At 65.8% G+C, this 26,229-nt stretch carries 22 protein-coding genes; 14 read left to right on the plus strand and 8 right to left on the minus strand.

Translation table 11 applies throughout. The features are described from left to right. The first annotated feature begins 354 nt into the window (after window positions 1-354). The 6 genes from GTK09_RS00280 (at window position 355) to GTK09_RS00305 (ending at window position 5,449) form a co-directional block, all read left to right on the plus strand. On the plus strand, window positions 355-1,965 hold the full coding sequence (locus tag GTK09_RS00280) for a phosphoenolpyruvate carboxykinase (RefSeq protein ID WP_163460495.1): 1,611 nt from the start codon (window positions 355-357) through the stop codon (window positions 1,963-1,965). A gap of 299 nt (window positions 1,966-2,264) precedes the next feature. Continuing rightward, the gene (arfB, locus tag GTK09_RS00285) at window positions 2,265-2,699 is read left to right on the plus strand and encodes an alternative ribosome rescue aminoacyl-tRNA hydrolase ArfB (protein ID WP_163460496.1); all 435 of its coding nucleotides are present in this window, start codon (window positions 2,265-2,267) and stop codon (window positions 2,697-2,699) included. 420 nt (window positions 2,700-3,119) lie between these two features. Further along, window positions 3,120-3,710, plus strand: coding sequence for a fasciclin domain-containing protein (locus GTK09_RS00290; protein WP_163460497.1), 591 nt, complete (start codon window positions 3,120-3,122; stop codon window positions 3,708-3,710). Window positions 3,711-3,921: 211 nt separating this feature from the next. Continuing rightward, window positions 3,922-4,428, plus strand: coding sequence for a peptide-methionine (R)-S-oxide reductase MsrB (msrB, locus tag GTK09_RS00295; protein WP_163460498.1), 507 nt, complete (start codon window positions 3,922-3,924; stop codon window positions 4,426-4,428). A gap of 279 nt (window positions 4,429-4,707) precedes the next feature. Then, a complete protein-coding gene (locus GTK09_RS00300; protein ID WP_163460499.1) occupies window positions 4,708-5,160 on the plus strand; it encodes an Hsp20 family protein in 453 nt (150 codons plus the stop codon). A gap of 34 nt (window positions 5,161-5,194) precedes the next feature. Then, on the plus strand, window positions 5,195-5,449 hold the full coding sequence (locus GTK09_RS00305) for a BQ00720 family protein (protein WP_163460500.1): 255 nt from the start codon (window positions 5,195-5,197) through the stop codon (window positions 5,447-5,449). Between the two features lie 373 nt (window positions 5,450-5,822). Here GTK09_RS00305 and GTK09_RS00310 read toward each other — a convergent pair whose 3' ends face one another. From GTK09_RS00310 to GTK09_RS00320, 3 genes are all read right to left on the minus strand, one after another. Next, window positions 5,823-6,608: an ATP-binding cassette domain-containing protein gene (locus GTK09_RS00310; protein ID WP_163460501.1), complete on the minus strand. Its 786-nt coding sequence runs from the start codon at window positions 6,606-6,608 to the stop codon at window positions 5,823-5,825. Then, window positions 6,605-7,690: an ABC transporter permease gene (locus tag GTK09_RS00315; protein WP_163460502.1), complete on the minus strand. Its 1,086-nt coding sequence runs from the start codon at window positions 7,688-7,690 to the stop codon at window positions 6,605-6,607. Before GTK09_RS00315 ends, GTK09_RS00310 begins: the two co-directional genes overlap by 4 nt. Before the next feature lie 83 nt (window positions 7,691-7,773). Then, window positions 7,774-8,793, minus strand: coding sequence for a sugar ABC transporter substrate-binding protein (locus GTK09_RS00320; protein WP_312869512.1), 1,020 nt, complete (start codon window positions 8,791-8,793; stop codon window positions 7,774-7,776). A gap of 270 nt (window positions 8,794-9,063) precedes the next feature. Between GTK09_RS00320 and GTK09_RS00325 the strand changes: the two genes are divergently transcribed. From GTK09_RS00325 to GTK09_RS00335, 3 genes are all read left to right on the plus strand, one after another. Beyond that, window positions 9,064-10,296: an ROK family transcriptional regulator gene (locus GTK09_RS00325; RefSeq protein ID WP_163460503.1), complete on the plus strand. Its 1,233-nt coding sequence runs from the start codon at window positions 9,064-9,066 to the stop codon at window positions 10,294-10,296. A gap of 262 nt (window positions 10,297-10,558) precedes the next feature. After that, entirely contained in the window at window positions 10,559-10,990 is a 432-nt protein-coding gene (locus tag GTK09_RS00330; RefSeq protein WP_163460504.1) for a universal stress protein, read from the plus strand. 125 nt (window positions 10,991-11,115) lie between these two features. Further along, on the plus strand, window positions 11,116-12,738 hold the full coding sequence (locus GTK09_RS00335; RefSeq protein ID WP_163460505.1) for an alanine/glycine:cation symporter family protein: 1,623 nt from the start codon (window positions 11,116-11,118) through the stop codon (window positions 12,736-12,738). Between the two features lie 72 nt (window positions 12,739-12,810). Here the strand turns inward: GTK09_RS00335 and GTK09_RS00340 are convergent, their stop codons facing one another. Beyond that, the gene (locus GTK09_RS00340) at window positions 12,811-13,359 is read right to left on the minus strand and encodes a DUF2585 domain-containing protein (protein WP_246217649.1); all 549 of its coding nucleotides are present in this window, start codon (window positions 13,357-13,359) and stop codon (window positions 12,811-12,813) included. A 152-nt stretch (window positions 13,360-13,511) separates the two neighbouring features. Further along, a complete protein-coding gene (locus GTK09_RS00345; protein ID WP_163460506.1) occupies window positions 13,512-15,116 on the minus strand; it encodes a bifunctional metallophosphatase/5'-nucleotidase in 1,605 nt (534 codons plus the stop codon). A 259-nt stretch (window positions 15,117-15,375) separates the two neighbouring features. Between GTK09_RS00345 and betI the strand changes: the two genes are divergently transcribed. Genes betI through GTK09_RS00360 form a run of 3 tightly spaced genes read left to right on the plus strand, consistent with a single transcriptional unit; the run spans window position 15,376 to window position 18,358 of the window. Further along, window positions 15,376-15,993, plus strand: a complete 618-nt coding sequence (gene betI / locus GTK09_RS00350; protein WP_163460507.1) for a choline-binding transcriptional repressor BetI — start codon at window positions 15,376-15,378, stop codon at window positions 15,991-15,993. Then, window positions 15,990-17,678, plus strand: coding sequence for a choline dehydrogenase (betA, locus tag GTK09_RS00355; protein ID WP_163460508.1), 1,689 nt, complete (start codon window positions 15,990-15,992; stop codon window positions 17,676-17,678). Before betI ends, betA begins: the two co-directional genes overlap by 4 nt. Window positions 17,679-17,680: 2 nt before the next feature. Then, window positions 17,681-18,358, plus strand: coding sequence for an endonuclease III domain-containing protein (locus GTK09_RS00360; protein ID WP_312869513.1), 678 nt, complete (start codon window positions 17,681-17,683; stop codon window positions 18,356-18,358). 98 nt (window positions 18,359-18,456) lie between these two features. Here the strand turns inward: GTK09_RS00360 and GTK09_RS00365 are convergent, their stop codons facing one another. From GTK09_RS00365 to GTK09_RS00375, 3 genes are all read right to left on the minus strand, one after another. Next, on the minus strand, window positions 18,457-18,897 hold the full coding sequence (locus tag GTK09_RS00365; protein ID WP_163460509.1) for a response regulator: 441 nt from the start codon (window positions 18,895-18,897) through the stop codon (window positions 18,457-18,459). Between the two features lie 198 nt (window positions 18,898-19,095). After that, complete coding sequence (locus tag GTK09_RS00370) at window positions 19,096-22,599, minus strand: S8 family serine peptidase (protein ID WP_163460510.1); 3,504 nt, start codon at window positions 22,597-22,599, stop codon at window positions 19,096-19,098. Between the two features lie 207 nt (window positions 22,600-22,806). Then, window positions 22,807-23,784, minus strand: a complete 978-nt coding sequence (locus GTK09_RS00375; protein WP_163460511.1) for a helix-turn-helix domain-containing protein — start codon at window positions 23,782-23,784, stop codon at window positions 22,807-22,809. 506 nt (window positions 23,785-24,290) lie between these two features. Here GTK09_RS00375 and petA point away from each other — a divergent pair. Both petA and GTK09_RS00385 read left to right on the plus strand, forming a co-directional pair. Then, window positions 24,291-24,908, plus strand: coding sequence for a ubiquinol-cytochrome c reductase iron-sulfur subunit (gene petA / locus GTK09_RS00380; RefSeq protein WP_163460512.1), 618 nt, complete (start codon window positions 24,291-24,293; stop codon window positions 24,906-24,908). Between the two features lie 19 nt (window positions 24,909-24,927). Further along, window positions 24,928-26,223: a cytochrome b gene (locus GTK09_RS00385; protein ID WP_163460513.1), complete on the plus strand. Its 1,296-nt coding sequence runs from the start codon at window positions 24,928-24,930 to the stop codon at window positions 26,221-26,223. Window positions 26,224-26,229: the final 6 nt, after the last annotated feature.

Consider the following 26,229-nt stretch of genomic DNA (forward strand, 5'->3'; position numbering starts at 1 on the left):
CCGCCCTGTCATCGACGCGCGCGGCGCGCGACGCAGCAGAGGCCGGTCGACGCGTCACTATAACAGAAGATAGCGGGAATACAGCCCGTCCCGGCAGGGGCGGCAGGCTGCGTCGGCTGCCCTGCGTGACATGCTGGAACGTCCGGCCGCGAAGGCCGCCGGATCGTCACTCGAAATGAAGTATCGGCACAGATTCAAGCATCGAAACGATTAGAACGCGGTCAAACCCGACTTAATCGATTAAATTACTGATATCGTTAAGTTTTAATTGCGATAGTGCTTGCGGGTGACTGGGCCGTCGTCTATCTGTCGTCAAATCCAGGGTGGGTCGAGCGAGTTTTCAGGAGGCGAGTGGTGGATCAGATCGGGACGCGAAATCCGCAAGTCGGGATCGAAACGACGGGGCTGGAGGGGCTTTCCTCCATCCGTTGGAACCTGCCGGAAGCCGAACTCGTCGAGATCGCCGTCAAGCGGGGCGAGGCGCGGCTGACCGCCCATGGCGCCCTCGTCGCCACCACCGGCAAGCATACCGGCCGCTCCGCCAAGGACAAGTTCGTCGTCCGCGACGAGAATACTGAGCCGGCGGTGTGGTGGGACAACAACGCCGCGATGGAGCCGGAAGCCTTCGAGCGGCTCTACGAAGACTTCAAGGCCGCGGCGAAGGGCCGGGACCTCTTCGTTCAGGATCTCGTCGGCGGCGCCGATCCCGAAAACGCCATCAATGTCCGCGTCGTCACCGAATATGCCTGGCACTCGCTGTTCATCCGCAATCTCCTGATCCGTCCCTCCGCCGAGGCGCTGAAGAGCTTCGTGCCGGAGATGACGATCATCGACCTGCCGTCCTTCACCGCCGATCCGGAGCGGCACGGCTGCCGCTCCGAGACGGTCATCGCCTGCGACCTCAGCCGCAACATCGTCCTGATCGGCGGCACCTCCTATGCCGGCGAAATGAAGAAGTCGGTGTTCACCGCGCTGAACTGGCGGCTGCCGGCGAACGGCGTCATGCCGATGCACTGTTCGGCGAATGTCGGCCCCGACGGCGACGGCGCGGTGTTCTTCGGCCTGTCGGGGACGGGCAAGACGACGCTTTCGGCCGATCCGCACCGCACCCTCATCGGCGACGACGAGCATGGCTGGGGCGAAAACGGCATCTTCAACTTCGAGGGTGGCTGCTACGCCAAGACCATTCGCCTCTCGGCCGAGGCGGAACCGGAGATCTTCGCCACCACCCGCCGGTTCGGCACCGTCCTGGAAAACGTCGTTCTCGACGAGAACCGCGTCCCCGACTTCGACGACGGCTCGCTGACCGAGAATACCCGCGCGGCCTACCCGCTGCACTTCATCGCCAATGCGTCGGAGACCGGCCGGGGCGGCCATCCGAAGAACGTCATCATGCTGACGGCCGACGCCTTCGGCGTCCTGCCGCCGATCGCCAGGCTGACCCCGGCCGAGGCGATGTATCACTTCCTGTCCGGCTACACCGCCAAGGTCGCCGGAACCGAAAAGGGCGTCACCGAACCGGAGGCGACGTTCTCGACATGCTTCGGCGCGCCCTTCATGCCACGCCATCCGAGCGAATACGGCAATCTCCTGCGCGATCTCATCGCCCGCCACGGCACCCATTGCTGGCTGGTCAACACCGGCTGGACGGGCGGGGCCTACGGGACCGGTAGGCGCATGCCGATCAAGGTGACGCGGGCGCTGCTCGCGGCCGCGCTCGACGGCAGCCTGAACGGGGCCGAGTTCCGAAACGACGCGAATTTCGGCTTCCAGGTGCCGGTGGCGGTCGAGGGTGTCGATCCGGGCATTCTCGACCCGCGCTCGACCTGGAGCGATGCGGCGGCCTACGACCGCCAGGCGGCCAAGCTGGTCTCGATGTTCCGGAAGAACTTCGAACGGTTCGCCGCCCATGTCGACGAGCAGGTGGCACAGGCCGCGCCGGCCCTGCCGCTGGCAGCCGAGTAGAACGAACGGGCGAGGGCGCCTCGGCGCGTCCGCCCGGTTCGAACCAGACACCTTCCTGGGAGGGAACACGGCATCGGCTGGCGCTGCATCTGCAGCTGCCGGCCGGTGCCGAATGTATTTCCGGCGGGACCTGATCGTCCGGCTCGCGGCGATGTCGTAACGGCAAATCACAGGCGGCAAGGGCCGGGTTCGGACGATCGCCCTTCACGCGGTGCCCGCGTCGTGCTTCAGACTGTCCGACGGTAGCCGGCCCGCCCATCGGGGTCGCGGGCGCCGGCGGTTCGAAGACGGAAAAGGCGATGGCCGAAACACGGGATCTCAGGATCAGCAATGCGGTCGTCCTGCCGGAGGCCGACCTCGAGGAGCAGTTTATCCGCGCTTCGGGCCCTGGCGGCCAGAACGTCAACAAGGTCTCGTCCGCCGTTCAATTGCGCTTCCTGGCCGGCCAGTGCGAGGTGATATCGCCTGAAGCGAAGCGCCGGCTCTACCGGCTGGCGGGACAGCGCGCGACCAAGGATGGCGACGTCCTGATCGAAGCGTCGCGCTTCCGCAGCCAGGATCGCAACCGCGAGGACGCGCGCGAAAGGCTGGCCGAACTGGTGCGCGAGGCTCTGCGCCCACCCCCGCCGCCGCGCAAGAAGACCCGGCCCTCGAAGGGGGCGGTCGAGCGGCGCATCAAGGAAAAGAAGGGCCGCTCGAAGATCAAGGCGATGCGGCGCTCCGTCGGCGACTGAATGGGCTGGCGACGTTTCGAGGACGTCTGCAACGGACGCTGGGGCGCATGTCTAACAGTTGCGGGCGCGATACGTCTGGGGCGCGGCGTGGATGCATCGCTCGGGCAGCGGCCACTTGACGCAGCCGGTAAGTATATCGACCGAGGATTCTCGATGTCGGCAGCGACGACATGCGGTTCCTTCCGCATATCGCGAGAATTATCGCAATTTTCCGAGGGGGTTCCATCGACATGAAAATATAATGGCGTCGGGCGTGTTTCGGAGCTGCAGTGATCTCTCGCTGCGGCCAAGTATGCATCGATGGCCGATAAAGAATGCGTGAAAGAAGTGCTCGGAAGCCGAGCAGGATCCCGTCTCGTAGCTTTGGCATCCTCCGCCGAGAGGGCACGATACGAACGTTTCAAACGGGAGAATCCACCAATGTTGAAGTCCATGATCCGCGCCGCCGCCATCACGACGCTCGTCGCCGCCGGCTCGCTCGCCGTCGCGCCGGCCGCGCTTGCCCAGGATACGACGCAGTCCGGTGACATGCCGATGGTCGGCGGTGCTCCGATGGATCCGCAGAAGACCATCGTCGAAAACGCCTCGCAGGCCGACAACCTGACCACGCTCGTCGCGGCCGTGAAGGCAGCCGGCCTGGCCGAGACGCTGAGCGGCGATGGTCCTTTCACCGTCTTCGCGCCGACCAACGCCGCCTTCGAGAAGCTGCCGGCGGGCACCGTCGACGAGCTCTTGAAGCCGGAGAACAAGGACAAGCTGACGAAGATCCTGACCTATCACGTGGTGCCGGCCAAGGCGACGTCCGAAGCCGCCATGCAGATGATCAAGGACGACGGCGGCAAGCATCCGGCCAAGACGGTCGAGGGCGAGGAAATCACCCTGTCGATGGATGGTGAGAACATCGTCGTGATGGACGCCTCGGGCAACACTGCAACGGTCACGCAGGCCGACGTCATGCAGTCGAACGGCGTCGTCCACGTCATCGACACCGTGCTGATGCCGAAGATGTAATCGCCGCCAGAAATCATCCCGGTCGGTTGGCCACATTTCCGACCGGGAGGCTTTCGGGCGACGGGGGCGGGGCAGGGTGTAACAAGCCCCGCTCCGTCCCCGAACACATTCGTGAAGGGCCGCGGCGCCGCGAACGTTGGCGCCAGGCCGAAGACGCACCATCTCAATCCTCGTTCGGAAGAGATGGCGGGCTACGATGGAGCTGTTGGCGATGATCAGACGCAATTTTCTCAAGGCCGGCCTTGCTGCCGGTGTCGCGGCAGTCGGTGCCGTGGCGCTGGGCCGCCAGGGGGCGGGCGCGGCCGAGGGCAAGTTTCCGGTGTCCCGCACCGAGGCGGAGTGGAAGAAGCTGCTTTCGCCGGACCAGTACGCCGTGCTTCGCCAGGAGGCGACGGAGCGGCCGTTCTCGAGCCCGCTGAACGACAACAAGAAGTCCGGCATCTACAGCTGCGCCGGCTGCGACACGGCGGTCTATTCGTCCGAGACGAAATTCGATTCGGGCACCGGCTGGCCGAGCTTCTGGGCGCCGATTTCCGACGAAGCCGTCGGCACGACGACCGACTACAAGCTGATCTATCCGCGCACCGAGGTCCATTGCGCCACCTGCGGCGGCCATCTCGGGCATATCTTTAACGACGGCCCGAAGCCGACCGGCAAGCGCCACTGCCTCAACGGCGTCGCCCTGAAGTTCAAGCAGGGTGCTGCCCAGGCGTCGTGACGCCGGCGCTGGATGCCGAGCTCGTTCTCTGCGAATGACGCCGGCCGTGCTCTCCGGTAATCCGTCGTTCCGGCTGGCTGCGTTGGCGCGGCCGATCGAGCGAGTACGAGAAGCACGTCTTCAACTCTTGGGAAGATTTTCGGCGCAGGATGACCTCGGGCAGCTTCGCTCGTGGCGAGCATTGAAGCAGCACCCGGCCGTCGCCATATGATTGGTCGTGCGGACGGTGCCGCTGATGGGCCGTCGCCTGTGAAGTCGCTTGAACGAGGGCTTTGAACGATGTCTCGTATGACGCCTTTCTCCAGCCCGTTGCTGCTCGGTTTCGACAGCGTCGAGAAGACGCTCGAACGAATTGCCAAGGGTGGTGACGGCTACCCGCCGTACAACATTGAGCGGGTCCGCAAGGATCCTTCGCTCGATCGGGGCGAGGATTGCGACGTCGGGGACCTCATCCGCATCACGCTTGCCGTCGCCGGCTTCCTGCCGGAGGATCTCGAAGTGACCGTCGAGGAGAATCAACTCCTCATTCGCGGCCGCCAGAGCGATGATGACGGCGAACGGGAATACCTGCACCGCGGCATCGCTGCGCGGCAGTTCCAAAAGTGCTTTCTGCTTGCCGATGGCATGCGGGTGATCGGGGCCCAGCTGAAGAACGGGCTGCTACTGATCGATCTGGCGAAGCCTGAACCCGAACGCATCGTCAGGAGAATCGAGATCGCGGTCAACGAATGACCGGTTCTCGCGTTTGCCTTGAAAGGAGACGACCATGACTGATCATGTTCCCGGCACCGCTGCCCCCTTCGACCTCGCCAACTTCGGCGAGGGGCAGATCGCCTATATGCGCCAGATGTCCTCGGACGAGATGCGCGCCCGGTTTCCCGCCGCCAAGTCGATCCAGCCCGGGCTGAAGCTCTGGGCACTGTTCGGCGCCGACGGGACCCCGCTGGCCGTCTCCGACGATCGCTCCAGCATTCTGGCCAGCGCTTCGCAGAACGAACTGCTGACCGTCAGCCTGCACTGACGACGGAATTGGCTTGGCGACGACCCGATCGAGGTCGCCGCCGAGCGATCTTGTGCGACCGGCCTGCGGCCCGGGACAGGAAACCTGCGAGCCAAGGCGCCAACGCGCCCGCCCACACATCGCAACTTCGGCGCGATGCGGGGGACAAGACGCAAAATGTGATGCGGACGGAAGCGCCATTTTCATCGGCTCTTGACACGATCTGTGGCTTCCGCGAGCCGGGTTTCGTCTCTCGGGGCCGGAACGGGCAACAGGCCTCCGCTCAGCTCGGCGCCCAGCTCGCGGGAAGCGCCAGGCTACCCTGAAAGAGAGGGTGGGCACGGGTCGGCTTTTCCTCCCACGCCACCGGTGACGACACAACTTCCTTCGTCGCTCAGGCCGCCATCATCGACGTTTCGGGCTTCTTCGCGCCGGTCATCAGAGCAACGGCGTCGTTCATCGTGGCCATCTTCGGGTCTATGACGCAGAGCCGCTTGCCGAGGCGGTGGACGTGGATACGGTCGGCGACCTCGAACACATGCGGCATGTTGTGCGAGATCAGGACGATCGGCATGCCGCGGGAGCGGACGTCCTGGATCAATTCCAGAACTTTCCGCGACTCCTTCACGCCCAGCGCCGCCGTCGGCTCGTCGAGAATGATCACCTTGGAGCCGAAGGCCGCGGCCCGCGCCACGGCGACACCCTGGCGCTGCCCGCCGGACAGCGTCTCCACCGCCTGGGCGATGTTCTGGATGGTCATCAGCCCGAGTTCGGAGAGCTTGTCTCGCGCGATGCGCTCCATCGCCTTGCGGTCGAGCATCCGGAGATATTTCCCGGCAAAGCCGCTTTTGCGGATCTCGCGGCCGAGGAACATGTTGTCGGCGATCGACAGGGCCGGCGAGAGGGCGAGGTTCTGATACACCGTCTCGATGCCGGCCTCCCGCGCCTCCATCGGCGAGGTGAAGTGGACGACCTCGCCGTTCAAGCGGATTTCCCCGGCGTCGGGTACGACGGCGCCTGAAAGGGTCTTGATCAGGGACGACTTGCCGGCGCCGTTGTCGCCGATGACCGCGAGGATCTCGCCGGGATAGAGATCGAAGTCGGCATGATCGATTGCGGTGACGCGGCCGTAGTTCTTGACGATGTTGCGGCCTGAAAGGGTGGGCTGCCGGGCGCTCATGCCGATATCCTCCGGATCCATTGGTCGAGTGCGACCGCCAGAATGATCAGACAGCCGGAAGCGAAGAGAACCCATTGCGGATCGGCGCCGGCGAGCTTCAGCCCGGTCGCGAAGGTGCCGACGGTGAGGGCGCCGAAGAGCGAGCCGAGGATCGTGCCGCGGCCGCCGAAGAGCGACGTGCCGCCGATCACCACGGCGGCGATCGAATCGAGGTTGGCCTCGGCGAAGGAGGACGGCGAGATCGAGCCGACGCGGCCGATCGCGGCCCAGGCGGCGAAGGCCGCGATGAAGCCGGCGACGACGTAGACCGAAAAGATCACCTTGTCGGAGCGCACGCCGGCGAGGTCCGCCGCTTCCTTGTCGTCGCCCACGGCATAGACGTGCCGCCCCCAGGCCGTCAGCCGCATGATGTAGGAAAAGACGGCGAAGATCGCGACCATGAGGACGACGGCGTAGATCACCGGCGCCCCGAGGATGGTCAGGTCCCAGCCGCCGATCGAGACGCGCTCCCCGAACAGCTTGAGAAGCGGCGCGGTGGTGTCGATGGCCTGGCTGCGGATCGATTGGGAGCCGGTATAGAGATAGACGGTGGCGAGGACGATCTGCCACATGCCGAGCGTGACGATGAAGGGCGGCAGCTTCACGCGCGTCACGAGCAGGCCGGAGACGGCGCCGAGACCCATCCCGACGCCGAAGCCGCCGAGAAGGGCGACGGGCGCGGGCAGGCCATAGGTCACCGCGAGATGGCCCATGGCGACATAGGAAAGAACCATCACGGCGCCGATCGACAGGTCGATGCCGGCCGTCAGGATTACCAGCGTCTGCGCGCAGGCGAGGATGCCGACGATGGAGACCTGCTCGAGCGTGATCTTGATGGCGAGGCCGGTGATCAGCCGCCCGTCCGTGGCGATGGCGAAGACCACGACGGAAGCGAGCAGGATGAGAACCGGGACGAGCGTCGGATTGTTGTGGAGCAGATGCTGGATCTGTCCGATCAGCGAGCGCTTCGGCCGATCGAATACGGGGCTGCTCGTGTCTGCGTCACGAGCTGAGCGCTCGTGATCTGTCGATTGGCTGACCATCCTCGCCTCTTTCGCTGGAGAAGCGGCGCGCCCCCGATGAGGCGCGCCTGCCGTCTCGACTGGGGTTCAGTCTCGCAACGGGATCACCCCCAGCAGCGATCGAGACCCTCCGCGACGGAAATCGACGGCACGCCGTCGACGGGCTTGTCGGTGACGAGATTGACGCCGGTATTGGTGAAGTCGAGGCCTTCCGAAGCCTTCGGCTTCTCCCCGGTCTCGGCGAATTTGGCGATCGCCTGGATGCCGAGCCGGGCCATGTCGAGCGGATATTGCTGCGACGTCGCGCCGATGACCCCGTCCTGGACGTTCTTGACGCCCGGGCAGCCGCCGTCGACCGAGACGATCAGGACGTCGCCGGCCCGGCCTGCCGACTGCAGCGCCTCGTAGGCACCGGCCGCCGCCGGCTCGTTGATCGTGTAGACGACGTTGATCTCGGGATCCTGCAGGAGAAGGTTCTCCATTGCCCGAAGACCGCCTTCCTCGTTGCCCTGGGTCACCTCGTGACCGACGACGCGCGGGTCGGTCTCGTCGCCCCAGCGGCTCTTGTCTGCGGTGTCGATGCCGAAGCCCTCGAGAAAGCCCTGATCGCGCAGGACGCCGACGGTCGGCTGGCTCTCGTTCAGATCGAGCATGGCGATCTTGGCGTTTTCCGGATCCTCGACGCTCGCCTTCGCCCAGGCGCCGATCAGCCGGCCGGCCTCGAAATTGTCGGTCGCGAAGGTCGCATCGGCGGCATCGACCGGGTCGAGCGGGGTGTCGAGTGCGATGACCAGGATGCCGCGATCGCGGGCACGCTTGACGACGTCGGTGATGGCCGAGGTATCCGAAGCGGTGATCAGGATGCCCTTCGCCCCGTTGGCGATGCAGGTCTCGACGGCGTTGACCTGGCTTTCGTGGTCGCCGTCGACCTTGCCGGCATAGGACGACAGCCGGATGCCGAGCTTCTCGGCTTCGGCGGTGGCGCCTTCCTTCATCTTGACGAAAAACGGGTTGATGTCCGTCTTGGTGATCAGGCAGGCGCCGATGTCGGCAGCCGAGGCCGGAACGGCGAATGCGGCGCCCGAAGCCAGGATCGAACCGGCGATGAGAGTGCGGATGTTCACGTGTGATTTCCTCCCGAAACCGTTGGTTGCGCCGGATCCTCCCCGGCGCCGCCGGTCGAGCTCCCACCGACCGGACGGTGAAAGGGAACACCATGAAGTTGCCGATGTCAACAAACATAATTCAGATGGATTTATTTATTGAGTTCGATAACGATTCGAGCGGGTAGTGGCTCATACGAAGCAATGATAGCGTCGCGCCCAGGGATTGCGGGCGGGTCGATTCGCTCGTTTCTGCGATAGCAGGAGCCCTGGACCTCGGGAGTCTTGACGATGGAGCCATCGAGTTCGCAGTTTCTCAAAAAGCGGCGCGATGCGGCCGAAAGCCGCATGCGCGGCTCCAACCAGTCGGGGCTGCGGGCGCACAACAAGCGTGCCGTCCTTTCGCTGATTCGCCGCAACGGCCGTCTCGCTAAGGCCGAGATCGCCCGGCGCACCGGCCTTTCTCCCCAGACCGCCTCGGTCATCATGCGGGCGCTCGAGGCCGAGGAGCTCGTCCTGCGCGATCAGCCCCAGCGCGGGCGGGTGGGGCAGCCGTCGATCCCGATGCGGCTCAATCCGGACGGGGCATTCTCGCTCGGCCTGAAGATCGGTCGGCGTTCCGTCGACCTCGTCCTGATGGACTTCACCGGGCGGATCCGCGGGCACGAGCGGATTCCCTATCCGTTTCCGCGGGTTCGCGAGGTGCTCGAATTCGTCGCCGTCGCCGAGCCGAAGCTGCGGGCTCTGCTGCCGGCCAAGCTCGAGCGGCGGATTACCGGGCTGGGCGTCGCCCTGCCTTACGAACTCTGGTCGTGGGCCGACGAGATCGGGGCGCCGGCGGCGGTGATGGAGGAGTGGCGCGACCTCGACGTGCAGTCGGCCCTCGCGGTGGTGACGGACCTCACCGTCGACGTCGCCAACGACGCGACGGCGGCTTGCGCGGCGGAGAACGTCTTCGGCTCGGGCCGCTCGGCCGACTTCGTCTATTTCTTCGTCGGGGCTTTCGTCGGCGGCGGGATCGTGATGAACGGGGATCTCGTCTCGGGCCGGCTGGACAACGCCGGCGCCATCGGCTCGATGCCGGTGCCGCGCGAGGAGGAGGGGGGCGTCGCTCAACTCATCAACTTCGCCTCCCTGCATCTGCTCGAAAAGGCCTACGAGGCCGAAGGCGGCGACGCTCTGGCGCTCTGGCGCGGCAAGGTGTCCTGGGACAGTTTCGGTCCGCTGCTCGACCGGTGGCTCGACAGGGCAGCCTACGGGCTCGCCCATGCGATCGCCTCGGCCACCTCGGTCTACGACTTCGAGGCCGCCGTGATCGACGGCCGGTTCCCCGGCAATGTGCGCCAGCAACTGGTCGAGCGCACCGAGGCGGCCTTGCAACGGATCAATCGGCAAGGCCTTTCCCCTGTCGCGGTGCGTGCCGGGACCATCGGTGCCGACGCCCGCGAGATCGGCTCGGCGAGCCTGCCGTTCTTCGCCCATTATCTGCTCGACCACAGGGTGTTCCTCACCGACCCCGACTGATGCGGGCATGCCATCGCGTGGAGGAGCGGCAATCGGGCCGTGCCGGCTCGGTCACCATGATTTCCGCCGCGGGAACCCCTCCGGGTGCAGGGGACCGTTCGGCCGGCATTTCCACCACCGAAATCTGCCATCGATCCACGCGCAAACGGGGGTGCCCGTTTCCCGGCATGCCTAAATGATTGCCATTCGAAAGATTGATGTTACCGTAACGAAAATTGATGGAAGCAAAAGCGGGCGTCGGCTCGCCACGAGGAGTGGCAGGATGGCAGCTGAGATCTTCGTCGTCGCCTATGATGGCATCGACAGGAACCCCGTGGACTATGCCGCCACGCGGGCGAAGGCGAGCGGCGCCACGCTCTGTCTCGTCCATGTTCTGCAATGGTCGCCCTATTCGTTTCTCACTCCGGAGGAGTTGGAGGAGCGCAAGATGCGCCGCCGCCAGGAACTCGAGCGTGCGAAGACCGCGCTGGTCGATCCGATCGTCGCCGAGTTGAAGGCCGCAGGGATCGAGATCGAGAGCGAGATCCGTTTCGGTTCCCCCACCGCCGTCATCCTCGACCTCGCGACGGACAAGGGCGCCTGCCAGATCTTCGTCGGTCGCTCTTCGAAGTCGGGGATCGAGAACAAGATCTTCGGCAGCGTCACCCTCGGCCTTGCCCAGGCGGCGAAGATCCCGACGGTGATCGTCCCATGACGATCTTAGGCCCGGTGGCCGGTCGCCACGCGCGCTTCATCGACTTTGCCCTAGCCCGCCGTCTTTCGTTGGCCCGCCGTCTTTCGTGGGAACGTCGTCTCTTCGATCATTAAGGAAATCCGTCCATGCGCGTATTCGGCCGCTGCTTTCCGCTCTTGATCCTCGCGCTGACGTTTGCCGGACCGGCCCTTTCGCAGGAAGCCGCGGAGGAGGGGAGCGGCACCGCCTCGGTCGATGCCTGGGTCGACGGCATCGTCGGGCCGGTGACGGCGCCCTTCGTCAGCTTCATCTTCGCGCCGATTCCCGGCACGGAGCTTCCGTGGATCGTGCTCTGGCTGATCACCGCGGCGGCAATCTTCACGGTCTATTTCGGCTTCGTGCAATTCCGCATGGTGCCCCACGCGATCGATCTGGTGCGCGGCCGCTACACTTCGCCCGACGCCGCCGGCGAGGTCACACACTTCCAGGCATTGGCGACGGCGGTTTCCGGCACGGTCGGCCTCGGCAATATCGCGGGCGTCGCCGTCGCCATGTCGGTCGGCGGTCCCGGCGCGACCTTCTGGATGATCCTGTCCGGTCTTCTCGGCATGGCCTCGAAATTCACCGAATGCACCCTCGGCGTCAAATACCGCACCGAATATGAGGACGGGCGCGTCTCGGGCGGGCCGATGCATTACCTGAAGAAGGGCATGGCGGAGATCGGCCACACCACCTTCGGCAAGGTTCTGGCCGTCTGTTTCGCCGTCTGCTGCGTCCTCGCCTCCTGGGGCGGCGGCAACATGTTCCAGGCCAATCAGGCCCATTCGCAGCTCGTCGTGATTACCGGCGGTGACGCGAGCTTCCTCGCCGATCGCGGCTGGATCACCGGCCTCGTCATGTCGGTCATCGTCTTCCTCGTCATCGTCGGCGGTATCAAGTCGATCGCGCGGGTGACGGAGAAGCTCGTGCCCTTCATGGGCATCCTCTATCTCGGCGCGGCGCTGATCGTCATCATCGCCAATATCGATCAATTGGGCGCCGCCTTCGCCGAGATCTTCGAGGGCGCCTTCACCGGCCTCGGCGTCGCCGGCGGTCTGATCGGCGCATTGATCCAGGGCCTCAGGCGCGCCACCTTCTCCAATGAAGCCGGCATCGGCTCGGCGGCCATCGCCCACTCGGCGGTGCAGACCAAGCATCCGGTGACGGAGGGCTTCGTTTCGATGCTGGAGCCCTTCATCGACACGGTGATCATCTGCACCGCGACGGCCCTCGTCATCACCATCTCGGGCGTCCTGCAGCAGGATCCGGCGACCGGTCTCTATGTCTGGGACGAGGCAGCCGGGCAGATCGCCACGGCGAACAATCTCTCGGGCGTCGAGCTGACCTCTGCGGCCTTCGGCAGCAAGATCACCTGGTTCCCCTATGTGTTGGGCCTTGCTGTCGTGCTCTTCGCCTTCTCGACGATGATCTCCTGGTCCTATTACGGCGTGAAGGCCTGGTGCTTCCTGTTCGGCGACAACTACGTCTCCGAGCTGATCTACAAGGTTCTGTTCTGCGTGTTCGTCATTCTCGGCGCAGCCGTCAGCCTCGGCGCGGTGCTCGATTTCTCCGACGCCTCGCTGTTCGCCATGGGCATCTTCAACATCGTCGGGCTCTACTTCCTGGCGCCGATCGTCAAGCGGGAGATGACCACCTACATGGCCAAGCTGCGCGGCGGCGAGATCCCGAAATATCCCAAGGCGGCGAGCGCCAGCGGTTCGACCGCCTGATCGCGGATCGCGTCGCCGGAACGACCAGAAGCGTCACGCCGTCGAGCGTGACGCTTCTTTGTTTGGCGTGTCTCAGGCTCCGCCCTGCCACGTCTTCACCGCTTCGATCGGCCACAGCAGCATCAGGACGTTGAGGGCCAGATTGTCGCGGATCATGAAGCCGACGAAGAGCTCCAGTCCGACCGCGATCAGGACCGTCAGCCAGACCGGCAGCTTGCTGGCGAGCCAGAAGCCGACCGCCATGAAGCCGATGTCCGACAGCGAGTTGAGAATCGAATCGCCGGCGTAGTCGAGCGAGATCGTCGTCTCGCGGTAGTGCTGGATCACCGCGTCGGTGTTCTCGACGATCTCCCAGGCGCATTCGACGAGGAGCGCCAGGATCAGCCGGGGCGCCAGGCCCCAGCGCCGGAAGACCAGCCAGGTCGCGCCGCAGAACAGGAAGCCGTGGATGAGGTGCGAGGCCGAATACCAGTCGGACAGATGCTGGGAGTTTTCCGGGCTGTTCACCGCCCCCCACCACAGCTTGACGTCGCCGCAGGGGCAGATCGGGTTGCGCCCCATGGCGAGGAGTATGGCAGCCGTTGCGGCGACGATGCCAAGGCCGGCGAGGACGTAGGGCAGGCGGCGGGATCGGGCGGGCGAGACTGGGGACAAGCGAGCGGCTCCGGACAGGCGAAGGCCCGCCAGGGGCGGGCCTTTATGTTGCTTAGCTGGCTCGCCTCGGATCGGCAAATCGCTCGGCGGAACCGCGGGAGGCGCCTCTTCCGGGGCTCTCAGTCCACCTCGGTGATGCGGCCGTCCGTATAGGGCTCGTAGGGGATGTTGTCCCTGGCAAGATAGTCGGCCAGGACTTCGTCGAGCCCCGGGCCGAAATCATAGGCGTCGGTGGCCTTCTCCGCGAAGGGCGTATAGCCGTCGCCGCCGGTCCGCATGTAGTTGTTGGAGACGACGAGATAGGTCTCGTCGGGGTCGAGCGGCACGGTTTCGTCGCCCTGTTCAACCATCACCTCCTTGATCCGCTCGCCCGGCTTGGCCGATTTCGACCAGGTGAACTGCAGCCCCGCCACCTGCGGGAACCGGCCGGCGCCGTCCTCGACCTGGGAGACGCCGTTTTCGAGCGCCGCCTTGAGATCCGCACCCTTCAGCTTGAAGGTCGCCAGCGTGTTCTGGAACGGCAGGACGGTGAGCACCTCGCCCATGGTGACGGGGCCTGCATCGATCGAGGCCCGGAGGCCGCCGCCATTGGTGATGGCGATCTCGACGCCCTGATCCTTCACCCGGTCCAGCATCGCGTCGGCGACGAGGTCGCCCATCTGACATTCGCCCGCCCGGCAGGCCTCGCGCGAGCCGTCGATCGGCTGCGTCGTCTCGGCGACGACCTTCTTGCGGATCTCCTCCAGCGGCTTGGCGAGTTCGGCGATCCTTTCCGCGAGTTTGGAATCCTCGGTGATCTTTCCGTCGAGGATCAGCGGCTGGCCGGCGGCGGACTTCACCACGCCGGCGTCGTCGAAGGTCACCGTCAATTCGCCGAGATATTTGCCGTAGGCGTAAGCCTGGACGATCGGTACGTCGTGGCCGTCCGGACCCTTCACCATGGTCGGGTAGGGGCCTTCGGCCTTGTCGTCGGTGTTGGAGAGGAGCGAGTGGCTGTGGCCGCCGACGATGACGTCGAGGCCCGGCACTTCGGCGGCGATCCGCTGGTCCTCCCTGTAGCCGGAATGGCTGAGCAGGACGATCTTGTCGACGCCCTGATCGGTGAGGGTCTTCACCTCGCGCTTCAGCGCCTCGACCGGATCGGAGAAGGTTATGGCCTTGCCCGGGCTCGACAGCTCGCCCGTATCGGCCGGCGCGACGCCGAGGAGGCCGATCTTCTGGCCGTTCTTCTCCACCACGACCGAGGGCTTCACCGCTTCGGCGAGTTCGGGTTCCTTCGAAACGTCGGCATTGGCGAGGAGAACGGGAAAGTCGACCGCCTTGATGAAATCCCGCAGCACCTTCGGGCCATCGTCGAATTCGTGGTTGCCGACGGTCATCGCCTCGTAGCCCAGGGCGTTCATCATCTCGGCCGCGGCCTTGCCCTTGTACTGGGTGTAGAACAGCGTGCCCTGGAACTGATCCCCGCCGTCGACGAGGATCGGGTTCTCCGCCGCCTGCTTCGCCGCCATGATCGCCGTGAAGAGCCGGGCCGACCCACCGAAACACTTGTTCTCGGCGACGTCGTCGCCCTCGCAGGTCGAATCGTATTTGTTGATCGGCTCGACCCGGCTGTGGAAGTCGTTGGTGTGGAGGATGGTGAGCGTAAAGTCGGCGAAGGCTGCGGTCGTGCCGAAGGCGAGCAGCGCCATGGCGGCGGCCGATCCGAGCAAGTGCTTCATCATGAACTCCCTTTGGGCGGCGTCGATCGGTGGAAGTCTAGCAAGGCGGCGCGGTTCTGCGAAGCCGTCGCGGCAGTGAGAATAAACCGCCGTTGCGACGTTCCGATTGCGCCATCGCAGCCCCGCGGCGATTGCCGAAAGTTGCGGAAATCATCGGAGAGACCCTCTCTGTTGCCGATTTTCACGCACAAATGATCCCATGGGTTCCAGACTGGCCAATGCGTTGATTGACTCATCAATCAACTTTGCTATCGTCTCCGCCATGACAGACGCTCTCCGCCAGCCCCCACGCCAACCCGGCGGTCGCCGCCCCGTCGAGCAGGCGCGCCGCGAAGCCGTCATCGCCGCGACGATCGCCGCGATCGACGAGGCGGGCTCGCTCGACGTCACGGTCGCCGACATCGCCGCGCGGGCGGGCATCTCGCCGGCGCTGATCCATCACTATTTCGGCTCGAAGGACGACGTGATGATCGCGGCGATGCGCCGGCTTTTGCGGCAGTATCGCGGCGAGGTAGCGCGCAGGCTGGCGGTGGCTGACGGTCCGCGGCAAAGACTCGCGGCGGTGGTGGCGGGCAGTTTCGCCCCCAGCCAGTTCAGCCGCGAGAGCGTGTCGGCCTGGCTGGTGTTCTATCTCTACGCCCGGCGCTCGGGCGAGGCGGCGCGGCTTCTCCGGATCTATTTCCGCCGGCTCGAAACCAACCTCGTCTCAGCCCTCAGGCCGCTCGTCGGCATGCCGCGGGCGGCCCGCGTCGCCGCCGCGACCGGCGCGATGATCGACGGCGTCTGGCTGCGCCAGGCACTCACCCCTCTCACCCTGCCCGATCCCAAAGGCGCGGCCGAAATGGTCGAGCGCTTCATCGACGCGGAGCTCAACCAATGAAGACCATCGACGAAGCCGACTACGTCATCGTCGGCTCCGGCTCGGCCGGCTCGGCCCTGGCCCATCGCCTGTCCGAGAACGGCCGCCACGAGGTGCTGGTGCTCGAGGCCGGCGGCACCGATGCCGGGCCGTTCATCCAGATGCCGGGCGCCCTGTCCTTTCCGATGAACATGCGTCGCTACGACTGGGGCTATACGGCCGAGCCGGAGAAGACGCTGGCGGGCCGGCGGCTGGTGACGCCGCGCGGCCGGGTGATCGGCGGCTCCTCCTCGATCAACGGAATGGTCTATGTGCGCGGCCACGCGCTCGACTACGAGCACTGGGCAGAGAGCGGCGCGGCCGGCTGGGCCTATGCCGACGTGCTTCCCTATTTCAAGCGGATGGAAAATTTTCACGGCGGGGCCGGCCGGGGCGTCGATCCTCAGTGGCGGGGGACGGCGGGGCCGCTTCACGTCAAGAACGGCGACATGCAGAACCCGCTCTACGAGGCCTTCGTCGAGGCCGGCAAGCAGGCCGGCTATCCGGAGACCCAGGACTACAATGCCGAGCGCCAGGAAGGCTTCGGCCCGATGCAGCAGACGATCTGGCAGGGGCGGCGCTGGTCGGCCGCCAACGCCTATCTGCGCGACGCCCTCGAGCGGGACAGCTGCCGGCTCGTCCATGCGCAGGCGCTGCGGGTCGACATCGATCGCAAGAGCGGCCGGGCGAGGGGTGTCGTCGTCGGCTCGGGCAAGCGGGCGTCCGGCATCATCAAGGCGCGGCGTGAAGTGATTCTCGCCGCCGGCTCGATCAACTCGCCGGTCCTGCTGATGCATTCCGGCGTCGGCGACCCGGCGCAGCTACGCCGCCATGGCATCGACGTCGTGGCTTCCCGCGCCGGCGTCGGCAAGAACCTGCAGGATCATCTGGAACTCTACATCCAGGAGACCTGCATCCAGCCGATCACCCTCAACGGCTATCTCGGACTGTTCTCGAAGGGCCGCATCGGCCTCGAATGGATGATGCTGCACACTGGCCACGGGTCGACGAACCACTTTGAGGCGGCGGCGTTCATCCGCTCGGATGCCGGCATCGAATATCCCGACATCCAGTACCACTTCCTGCCCGGCGCGATCCGCTATGACGGTAAGGCGGCAGCGCCCGGCCACGGCTACCAGGCCCATGTCGGGCCGATGCGCTCGAAATCGCGCGGCGAGGTGCGCATCAAGAGTTCCGATCCGACGGCGGCGCCATCGATCCGCTTCAACTACATGTCCCATCCGGACGACTGGAAGGAGTTCCGCACGGCGATCCGGCTGACGCGGGAGATCTACGGGCAGAAGGCTTTCGAGCCCTATCGCGGGCCGGAGATCCAGCCGGGCGCCGATGCCGTCTCGGACGCCGATCTCGACCGCTTCATCGCCGAGCATGCCGAGAGCGCCTATCATCCCTGCGGCACGGCACGCATCGGCTCTGTGGACGATCCGCTGGCGGTGGTCGATCCGCAATGCCGGGTGATCGGGGTCGAGGGGCTGCGGCTGGCCGATTCGTCGATCTTCCCGCGCATCACCAACGGCAACCTCAACGGGCCCTCGATCATGGTCGGCGAAAAGGCCGCCGATCACATTCTCGGCGAAGGCATGCTGGCGCCCGAGCCGGAGATGAAGCCCTGGATCAGTCCGGACTGGCAGACCAAACAACGCTGAAGGTGGAACGGCTGGTTTCGGCTTCGGGGGGAGGACTGTCGAGGGACGAGATCGAAGTCGTCTTCCGACGCCTCGCCCAGCACATGCCGGGCCGCACTGCGACGGCCAAGGGCCCGAAGGATCAGCCTGATCCTTTTCGCTCGGTCGTGTCCTGCCTGCTTTCGGCCCAAAGCCGCGACGCGAACACCGCAGCCGCGACGAAGGCTCTGTTCGCTCTGGCGACGACGCCCGGGGCAATGCTCGCGCTGTCCGAAGGCATGATCGCCGCTGCCATCAAGCCCTGCGGCCTCTACAACACGAAGGCAAGGAACATCCGGCGCCTCTGTCATGTCCTGCTCGACGACCTCGGCGGGATCGTTCCGCAGACGCGCGAGGGGCTGATGCGGCTTCCCGGCATCGGGCGCAAATGCGCCGACATCGTCCTCAGCTTCACCTTCGAAAAGGACGTGATCGCCGTCGACACCCATGTCCACCGGGTGGCGAACCGCATCGGCCTTACCGAGGCGAGAACCGCCGACGAGACGGCGCGGCAACTGGAGGAGCAGGCGCCGCCCTGGGCGCGCCGCGACGGGCATTTCTGGCTGATCCAGTTCGGCAAGGCGATCTGCGTCGCGCGGCGGCCGAAATGCGGGACGTGCTTCCTGAACGATCATTGCGGGTATTTTACCGCGACCGGATGAGCGCGAGCCGAACGACGGATCGCGGCCGCACATGCGAAAAGCCGGCCCGCTTTCGCGACCCGGCCCCACTTTTTCATCTCAGTGTACTGCCGCCACTATCAGGCCGCGAGCGGCAGCACCGCCTCGATTTCAGCCGGCTCGAAGGGCTTCGCGATCTGGGGGACGGCATTCATATCCGTCGGGATGGCCTCCGTCGTCGCCGAGACGAAGCAGAACGGCACGTTGGACCGCATCAGCAGCCGCGCCAGCGGCAGGGACGTCGTCCCGTCGCGTCCGAGCTGCAGATCGAGCAGCGCGAAGTCGATGTCCCCGCCGGACTCCGCAACGTACCGCAGAGCATCGCTCAGCGTCGCTGCCACGACGACATTTCCGTACTGGCAAGAGCAGACGATCTCTTCGAGATCAACGGCGATGATCGGTTCGTCTTCCAGAATGAGTATGGTCATGAGATTGCCCTTCCTTGGCCAACCAATGTTCGACTTGAGCTTTGGTTGCGTTGCAAGAAAAGGAATCGCGATAATCGAGCGATGACTGGTCAAGATTTGGTAACGCCGTTTCAACGGCGTGAAGAGCGGGGAAAACCACACGATCAGCGCTGGCTCCACCCTATTGGTGGGTTTTGCTTGCAGGCGAAGAAGGACGACGCCGGCCTCGGGGCGTGTTCGGGGTCCGGCGTCGTCTCTCTGGCGATGGCAGCAAGGCGGCATGGCATCGCGGCGATGCGCATGCCGCGATCGTCACCAGCGCAAGCTGAAGTCGAACTTCACCGCGTGTTCGGACAGATGCGCACGCTGCTCTGTCTCGTAGCGCAGGCCCGCTGACAGGCGATCGCTGAAGGCGAGCTCCGCGCCGGCGGAGGCGAGTAGGGCATTCGCCCCGACGTTTTCTCCGGCGCTCTCGAAGCCGGCGCCGATGAGCGACGCGTTTTGCGAGTCGGTGATGTCGAGGAAATCGCCGCGATAGGCGACAGAGACCGTCGGCTTCAGCGTCATGCCGTTCAGAAGGTAGGATTGCTGCCAGGCGAGGCCCGCCGTGACGTATCCCTCCTCGAAGGTCTTCGCCGCGAGATCGAGGCCGAAGGCGCCGTCCTCGGAGACCGAGCTGCGCCGGAAGCCGCGATAGCCGATGCCGACGCTCGGCAGGAAGACGCCAACGTCGCTCGCCAGGGGAAGGCCGAGATTGATCTCGGCGAAGCCGCCATTGCCGTCGGGCGAGGTGCTCTGGCTCGACACCAGGGTCGAGCGGACGAGATCCGCCTCGACATGGCCGAAGCCGACGGCGCCTCTCAGGACGAACGCGTCCAGCTTGGCCGAGCCGTAGACGGCCGCCTGGTAGCTGTCGAGGTCGGCGGAACCGTGGTCGTCGTCGAGGTTGGTGCGGGTGTAGGAAAGGGCGCCGCCGAGCCAGACGGACTGCAGGCCGGTGAAGCTGCCGCCGACTTCGCCTTCGGCACCGAGGACGAAGCCACCGGTCTTGGCGTCGTAGCCCTCGCCGCCATTGTCGACGTCGACCGAAGAGCCGATCACCGCGCTCCAGAACGGGTCTGAGGTCGCATCTTCAGTCTCGTACAGGGCGTTGCCTTGGTGATGGCCTATCGTATCGGCGAAGCGGCCGATCGAGCGCAGGCTCTCATGACCGGCGTCGACATAGATCGTCCCGGCGCTGGCATCGAGGCCGGCGGCGAGCTGATCGGCGCCCGCAAGATAGACCGGATCGAGAAGAGCCGCGACCTCGTCGCTCGGCCGCACGCCGGCGACAGGGCGAAGCGACTGCAGCGCGCCGCCGACGGCCCGCGCCGCCGCGCTCTGGGACAGCCCGAGTGCGGCGAGATCGCCATAGTCGCTCGGCGTGGCGACGAGCGTGACCGCTTTCGAGCCGTAGACGACGTCGAAGCGCGAGCCGGCGAGAAGGCCGGCATTCGGCTGTTCGATCCCGTCGAACGACCCCGTCACCTGTCCATCGGGGGCAATGACGATCGAATAGGGCATGCCGAGCGGCGGTGTGTAGGCGTTGGTCGCCGGGGCCGAGATGCCGCGCAGCATCGGCGCCAGCACGCCGTTGGCGGCGAAGGTAGCGCCGTTGCCGAGGAGGACGAGCCGGTCGTAACTGCCAGCGCCGTTGCCGGTGCCCGCGCCGTCGACCTCGATCTCGGTCCGCGCCGTATCGGTGAGGGTGACATTGCCGGCGACGGCCAACGTTCCGGGCGAATTGCCGGGAGCGAGAGTCCCTGCGACCGTGACGTCGCTGGCGATGACGCCCGTCCCGCCGAGGGTGCCGTCAAGGCCGATGTCGGTTGCGGCGGTCTCGTAGTAGCCGTCTACCTGGAACTTGCCGCCCTCGATCGACGTGCGTCCGGCAAAGGCGACCGCCGCCTCGCGCCCGACCGCCAGCGTCCCGTCGCCCGCCTTCACCATCCCGCCGGCGGAGGCGAAGTCGAACAGCCACTGGTGATCGAAGGGAATGTCGGTGACGTAGTCGTCGGTCGAGTTCGGATCGATCGCAATCGGTCCCGACAAGGCCCGGTCGAGCCGCATCAGGCCGTGCCCGTAGATTTCGTCGACGCCGACGGCACCGAGGTCTTCGGCGGTCTCGAACATGATGTCGACGAGCTTGCCAGGGGTGAAATAGGGATACGCCTCGATCATGATCGCCAGCGCACCGGCGACGTGCGGCGCGGCCATCGAGGTGCCGTCGTAGAAATCGTAGCCGGTGCCTTCCGGCAGGGCCTCGGTCTCCGCGACATCGACGGGGACGCTGGAGAGGATGCCGCGCTGCGGGTCGGGAACGTTCGGATCGCGGTCGGTGTCGCCACCCGGTGCGGCGAGGCACCATTCGGCGGTGACGCCGCAGCGGTTGGAATAGGACGAGATTTCCTTCCTGGCGTCGACGGCGACGACCACGACGATCCGGCCAAGGGCCTCGCCGGTCTCCGCTTCGCGGGCCGCGAGCGCCTCGGGCGTCAGATCCGAATAGTCGAGGCCGAGACCGCCATCGTCGATGACCGGAAATCCCGCCTCGTTGAGGACGCCGGCGTTTTCCGGCGAGATGAAGGGCAGAAGGCCGAGGCCATCGGGGTTGGAAGCCTGGATCGGCGAATCGAGATAGGCGTTGCCGGCCGCTGCGACCCAGATCTTGCCTGCCTCGACATAGTTGCGCAGGGCATCGCCGTCCTGAACGGTCTCGGTGACGTCCGCGGTGACGGAGCCTTCGGGAAAATTCGGGCCGAAGGAACCGTTGCTGACCCGCACGTCCGCCTGCGATGCGAGATAGTCGATCGCCTCGGCCGTCGGCGAACGGCCATCGGGAAACTTCGGATTGCAGACGGTCGTCAGGAAGGTCTCGGTGCCGCAAAATTGGACCTGCCACCACGGCAAGGGCTCGCCCTCGACGATCAGCGGTTCGCCATCCGGCATCGTCACGAACCCGTTGGCCGGGACCGCGGCGATGGCGAGGAGGTTGGCCCCCGGTGCAACGCCGACCATGCCGACGCCGTCATGGGCCGCGCCGATGATGCCGGCGACGTGGGTGCCGTGACCCGAAACGTCCATCGACCCGTTCACGCCCTCCTGATCGCCGAGCGCGGCGATCTCCGCAGGATCGAAGCTGCCGTCGGGGTTGGGCTCGACCGTCATGTGCCGGTTGACCCAATAGAGATAGCTGTAGGAGCGGGGATCGACCCGGCCTTCGAGTTCCGGGTGGGTGGTGCCGTCGGGACGGATGTCGATGCCGGAATCGACCGTGCCGACGGTGACGCCGGCGCCGGTCAGGCCCAGCCGCGCGGCCATGTCGGCGCCGATCATCTTCCAGCCGAAATTGGCGTCCTCTTCCGAAAGCGTGTCGACGGGCACCGAGGCGTCGGCGCCGGGGGGCAGCGGCACGCCCGCCGTTGCGGATGCGGCCGCTCGGGCGCGGGTCGCAAGTTCCAGTCCGGCTTGTGAGGCCTTCTGCAGCTTGGTTTCGAGGGCAGGGGCCTGCGCCCTCGCGGCACCGAAGATCGCGCTCGCGCGCCAGGGCGTGAGCCGCGTGTTCTCGATCACCGACGCGAAGAGCGAGCGTTCGCCGTGATTCGCCGCCTCTGCCAGCGCCTTCGCGATCGCGGCGCCGTCGCCCGGTTGGACGTCGAGGCCAACGGCCGCAAAGGGTTGGGCGGCGGCAGAGCGGACCATGTTCGGCGCGACGAGCGCCGTCGTCGCGGCGAGAATCGTTCGAAGGAGGGTGCCACAGAGAGTTTCGACACGCATGACAGCGTCAGTCCCCAGAAACCGGGGCGTCGACGCCCCCTTTTCGCCGCACTCCCGGCGCGGCCGCGGAGGCATTAGCGCGAAGCGTGGCGCGCGACTTGACCCAGCGTCTCAGGCGGCGATCGCCGCCGCCAAAGCGAGACACCGTTGCGCTTTCGCAACTGTCGGCAAGGAGAGGAGTGCCAATTGGCGCGACGGGGGCAGCTTTCACCCGCCTTGGGCAAGAAGACGCTCGTAGAGCTGCCGCATGGAAAGCGTCCAGTCGGCGAGACGGCGGTCGCGCTTCAGGAAGGAACAGTCGACGCGCTGGCTGGCGAGGGCACGCAGGTCCCGCGGCGAAACGCCGTAGCAGGCCTTGAAGGCGCGGGAGAAATGCGCCGCGCTGGCAAAGCCGACCGAATGGCAGATGTCGTCGATGCGCGCGGCCCGCGCCGACGCATCGACGATCAGATCGAAGGCGCGCGACAGACGCCGGGACTGGACGAGGGCGGCGATGCCGTCGTCGACCTCCGCCAGACGGTAGAGGCTCGCCCGGGACAGCCCGCAGCCCGAGGCGATCGCGGCGGGCGAGAGTTCAGAATCGGCCAGTCTCTCGTCGATGAACTGGACGATCTTCTGCCTGAGGCTTGCGGCGAGCGCGGCCCGCGCCCGTGCATCGCCGTCCCGTCCGGCCGAGGCGTTCATCAGCGTCAGCAGAGCCTCGACGCCGGCGCCCATCTCCGCGCCCGTCAGCCTCGGGGCGTTATCGGCGAGAAAGGTCATGTGACTGCGCACCAGCGGCGTCATAACCGAATCGTGCCCGAGCCGGCGGCCATGGAAGAGCCCGCCCTGGGCTCTGGCACAGACCTCGCGCGGGATGAGGAGCGTGACGTTGGAAAAGTCGGTGGCGGTGGTTTCGAAGGGGCGGCCGAGATCGAGGACGCTGATTTCGCCGGCTTCGATGCCGATCGATTCGCCCGCGCAGTCCCCGACATAGCCGCCGGTTTCGTAGAGCTGGACGACGATATGGTCCCATTCGGGCGTGGAGTATTTCGGAATTTCGCGGTGAAAGCACTGAGCCGTCGCCGCCGTCCGGGAGAGCAGCACGGTTCCCGCATGCAGGATGTCGGCGCCGCCGGAAAAGCTGGAGAGGTCGCTGCCGATCGGCCGGACGTCGAACAACGGCCGCACGAGCGTCCGCCACATCTCGAACCTCTCTTCTCCCCGCAAGGTCTCCATGCCCAGCGATGCGCTGACCGGAGAAGGCGGCAATCTCCGCGTTGACGCCTCTTCTTTCTCCGCTGAAATCGCCGACCTCCTGCGAACCGTGGCGACGTCGACCGTGCAGGCGAGGTCAATCGCTCATCGATACAAGCGTTTAGCTCTAATCAATCACGGTTAACAACGGTTTGTCATTGCCTTCCCAAGAGGCGGAGACAGCATCCGTCCCGGCTTTTCGCCGCAACCGGCCGCTCGGGGCCTTGACGGTGCGCAGCTTCGGGCAAGGCCCGCGGGTGCGATGCAGCGACACGTTGCCATTGCGGCAGCATCGGTACTGGACAAGCGCCGAGGTTCGCGCATAGAACCGCTCCAATCGTCGCGGCGGGGGTGTGGTTGTTCGTGTTCTGGCCATCCGCATGTCGCGGCAATGCCGAATTCGTCAGCCGGCCGGCCGGCCACGCCGGTCCAATGTCCAGGGAGTTGCAGCGACCGTGAGCGTCCACGACACCGCCGAACCGAATCGCCGGGATTTCCTCTACATCGCCACGGGTGCTGCCGGTGCCGTCGGTGCCGCCGCCGCGATCTGGCCGTTCATCGACCAGATGAATCCGGATGCCGCGACGCTGGCGCTGGCCGAGATCGACGTCGACGTCAGCCAGGTGGCCGAAGGTCAGTCGATCACCGCCAAGTGGCGCGGCAAGCCGATCTTCATTCGCCACCGCACGGCGCAGGAAGTCGAGGAGGCCAAGTCGGTCAACCTCGACGATCTGAAGGATCCCGTCGCCCGCAACGCCAACCTTCCTGCCGATGCCCCGGCGACCGATGCCAACCGCGCGACCGGTGGCGGCGCCCAGCCTTCCGGCGGAGAGGGCGCGGCGGCCGCTGACGGCATGTCGCCTGCACGTGAGCAGTGGCTGATAATGGTCGGCGTCTGCACCCATCTCGGCTGCATCCCGCTCGGCACGTCGGGCGACTACGACGGCTGGTTCTGCCCGTGCCACGGCTCGCACTACGACACCGCCGGCCGCATCCGGCAGGGGCCGGCGCCGGAGAACATGGCGATCCCGCCTTACGCCTTCACCACCGACACCAACATACGAATCGGCTGACCGGGGGGCAGCAATACCGATGAGTGGTCATTCTTCCTACGTTCCCTCCAAGGGCTTGATGCAGTGGCTGGACGCCCGGCTGCCGCTTCCTCGGCTGGTCTACGATTCCTTCGTCGCCTATCCGGTGCCGCGCAATCTGAACTACGCCTATACCTTCGGCGGCATTCTGGCGCTGTTCCTGGTGCTGCAGATCCTGACCGGCGTCGTTCTCGCCATGCACTACGCGGCGAATTCGGCCATCGCCTTCGATTCGGTCGAGAAGATCATGCGCGACGTCAACTGGGGTTGGATGCTGCGCTACATGCACGCCAACGGCGCGTCGTTCTTCTTCGTCGCCGTCTACATCCACATCTTCCGCGGCCTCTATTACGGCTCCTATAAAGCGCCGCGCGAGATCCTGTGGATCCTCGGCGTGATCATCTTCCTCCTGATGATGGCGACCGCCTTCATGGGCTACGTGCTGCCCTGGGGCCAGATGTCCTTCTGGGGCGCGACGGTGATCACCGGCTTCTTCACCGCCTTCCCGCTGATCGGCGATCCGATCCAGCAGCTTCTCCTCGGCGGCTTCGCCGTCGACAACGCGACGCTCAACCGCTTCTTCTCGTTGCATTATCTGCTGCCGTTCATGATCGCCGGCGTGGTCATCCTGCATGTCTGGGCGCTGCATGTGACCGGCCAGACGAACCCGACGGGCGTCGAGGTCAAGTCGTCCAAGGACACCGTGCCCTTCTCGCCGCATGCGACGGTGAAGGACGGCTTCGCCATGGTCGTGTTCCTGATCATCTTCGCCTACATGCTGTTCTACATGCCGAACTATCTCGGCCACCCGGACAACTACGTCGAGGCGAACCCGCTGAAGACGCCGTCGCACATCGTTCCGGAATGGTACTTCCTGCCCTTCTACGCGATGCTGCGGGCGATCACCTTCAATATCGGCCCGATCGACTCCAAGCTCGGCGGCGTGCTCGTCATGTTCGGCTCGATCCTGGTGCTGTTCTTCCTGCCCTGGCTCGACACGTCGCGCGTTCGCTCGACCGCCTTCCGCCCGGTCTACAAGATCTTCTTCTGGATCATGGTGGTGGACTGCATCTTCCTCGGGTGGCTCGGCTCACGTCCTGCGGAAGGCATCTACCCGACCTTGGCGCTGATCGGCACCATCTACTATTTCGGCCATTTCCTGATCGTCCTGCCGGTGCTCGGTCTTGTCGAGACGCCACGACGGTTGCCCGGCTCGATTACCGAGGCGGTGCTGGCCAGGAATGCCGGTGGCGGGACGCCCGCGGGCGCCGCGGCGGCACCGGAAACCAAAGGCTGACGGACG

Source organism: Jiella pacifica, assembly GCF_010500815.1.
In the GTDB taxonomy this organism is placed as follows: Bacteria; Pseudomonadota; Alphaproteobacteria; order Rhizobiales; family Rhizobiaceae; genus Jiella; species Jiella pacifica.

Excerpts from the sequence above, each read along its gene's own strand:
- betA (WP_163460508.1), top strand. The coding sequence starts at position 15,990 with ATGAAGACCATCGACGAAGCCGACTACGTCATCGTCGGCTCCGGCTCG.
- GTK09_RS00370 (WP_163460510.1), bottom strand. The coding sequence starts at position 22,599 with ATGCGTGTCGAAACTCTCTGTGGCACCCTCCTTCGAACGATTCTCGCC.
- arfB (WP_163460496.1), top strand. The coding sequence starts at position 2,265 with ATGGCCGAAACACGGGATCTCAGGATCAGCAATGCGGTCGTCCTGCCG.
- GTK09_RS00330 (WP_163460504.1), top strand. The coding sequence starts at position 10,559 with ATGGCAGCTGAGATCTTCGTCGTCGCCTATGATGGCATCGACAGGAAC.
- GTK09_RS00385 (WP_163460513.1), top strand. The coding sequence starts at position 24,928 with ATGAGTGGTCATTCTTCCTACGTTCCCTCCAAGGGCTTGATGCAGTGG.
- msrB (WP_163460498.1), top strand. The coding sequence starts at position 3,922 with ATGATCAGACGCAATTTTCTCAAGGCCGGCCTTGCTGCCGGTGTCGCG.
- GTK09_RS00335 (WP_163460505.1), top strand. The coding sequence starts at position 11,116 with ATGCGCGTATTCGGCCGCTGCTTTCCGCTCTTGATCCTCGCGCTGACG.
- GTK09_RS00315 (WP_163460502.1), bottom strand. The coding sequence starts at position 7,690 with ATGGTCAGCCAATCGACAGATCACGAGCGCTCAGCTCGTGACGCAGAC.
- GTK09_RS00345 (WP_163460506.1), bottom strand. The coding sequence starts at position 15,116 with ATGATGAAGCACTTGCTCGGATCGGCCGCCGCCATGGCGCTGCTCGCC.
- GTK09_RS00300 (WP_163460499.1), top strand. The coding sequence starts at position 4,708 with ATGTCTCGTATGACGCCTTTCTCCAGCCCGTTGCTGCTCGGTTTCGAC.
- GTK09_RS00290 (WP_163460497.1), top strand. The coding sequence starts at position 3,120 with ATGTTGAAGTCCATGATCCGCGCCGCCGCCATCACGACGCTCGTCGCC.
- betI (WP_163460507.1), top strand. The coding sequence starts at position 15,376 with ATGACAGACGCTCTCCGCCAGCCCCCACGCCAACCCGGCGGTCGCCGC.
- GTK09_RS00325 (WP_163460503.1), top strand. The coding sequence starts at position 9,064 with ATGGAGCCATCGAGTTCGCAGTTTCTCAAAAAGCGGCGCGATGCGGCC.
- GTK09_RS00375 (WP_163460511.1), bottom strand. The coding sequence starts at position 23,784 with ATGTGGCGGACGCTCGTGCGGCCGTTGTTCGACGTCCGGCCGATCGGC.
- GTK09_RS00310 (WP_163460501.1), bottom strand. The coding sequence starts at position 6,608 with ATGAGCGCCCGGCAGCCCACCCTTTCAGGCCGCAACATCGTCAAGAAC.
- GTK09_RS00305 (WP_163460500.1), top strand. The coding sequence starts at position 5,195 with ATGACTGATCATGTTCCCGGCACCGCTGCCCCCTTCGACCTCGCCAAC.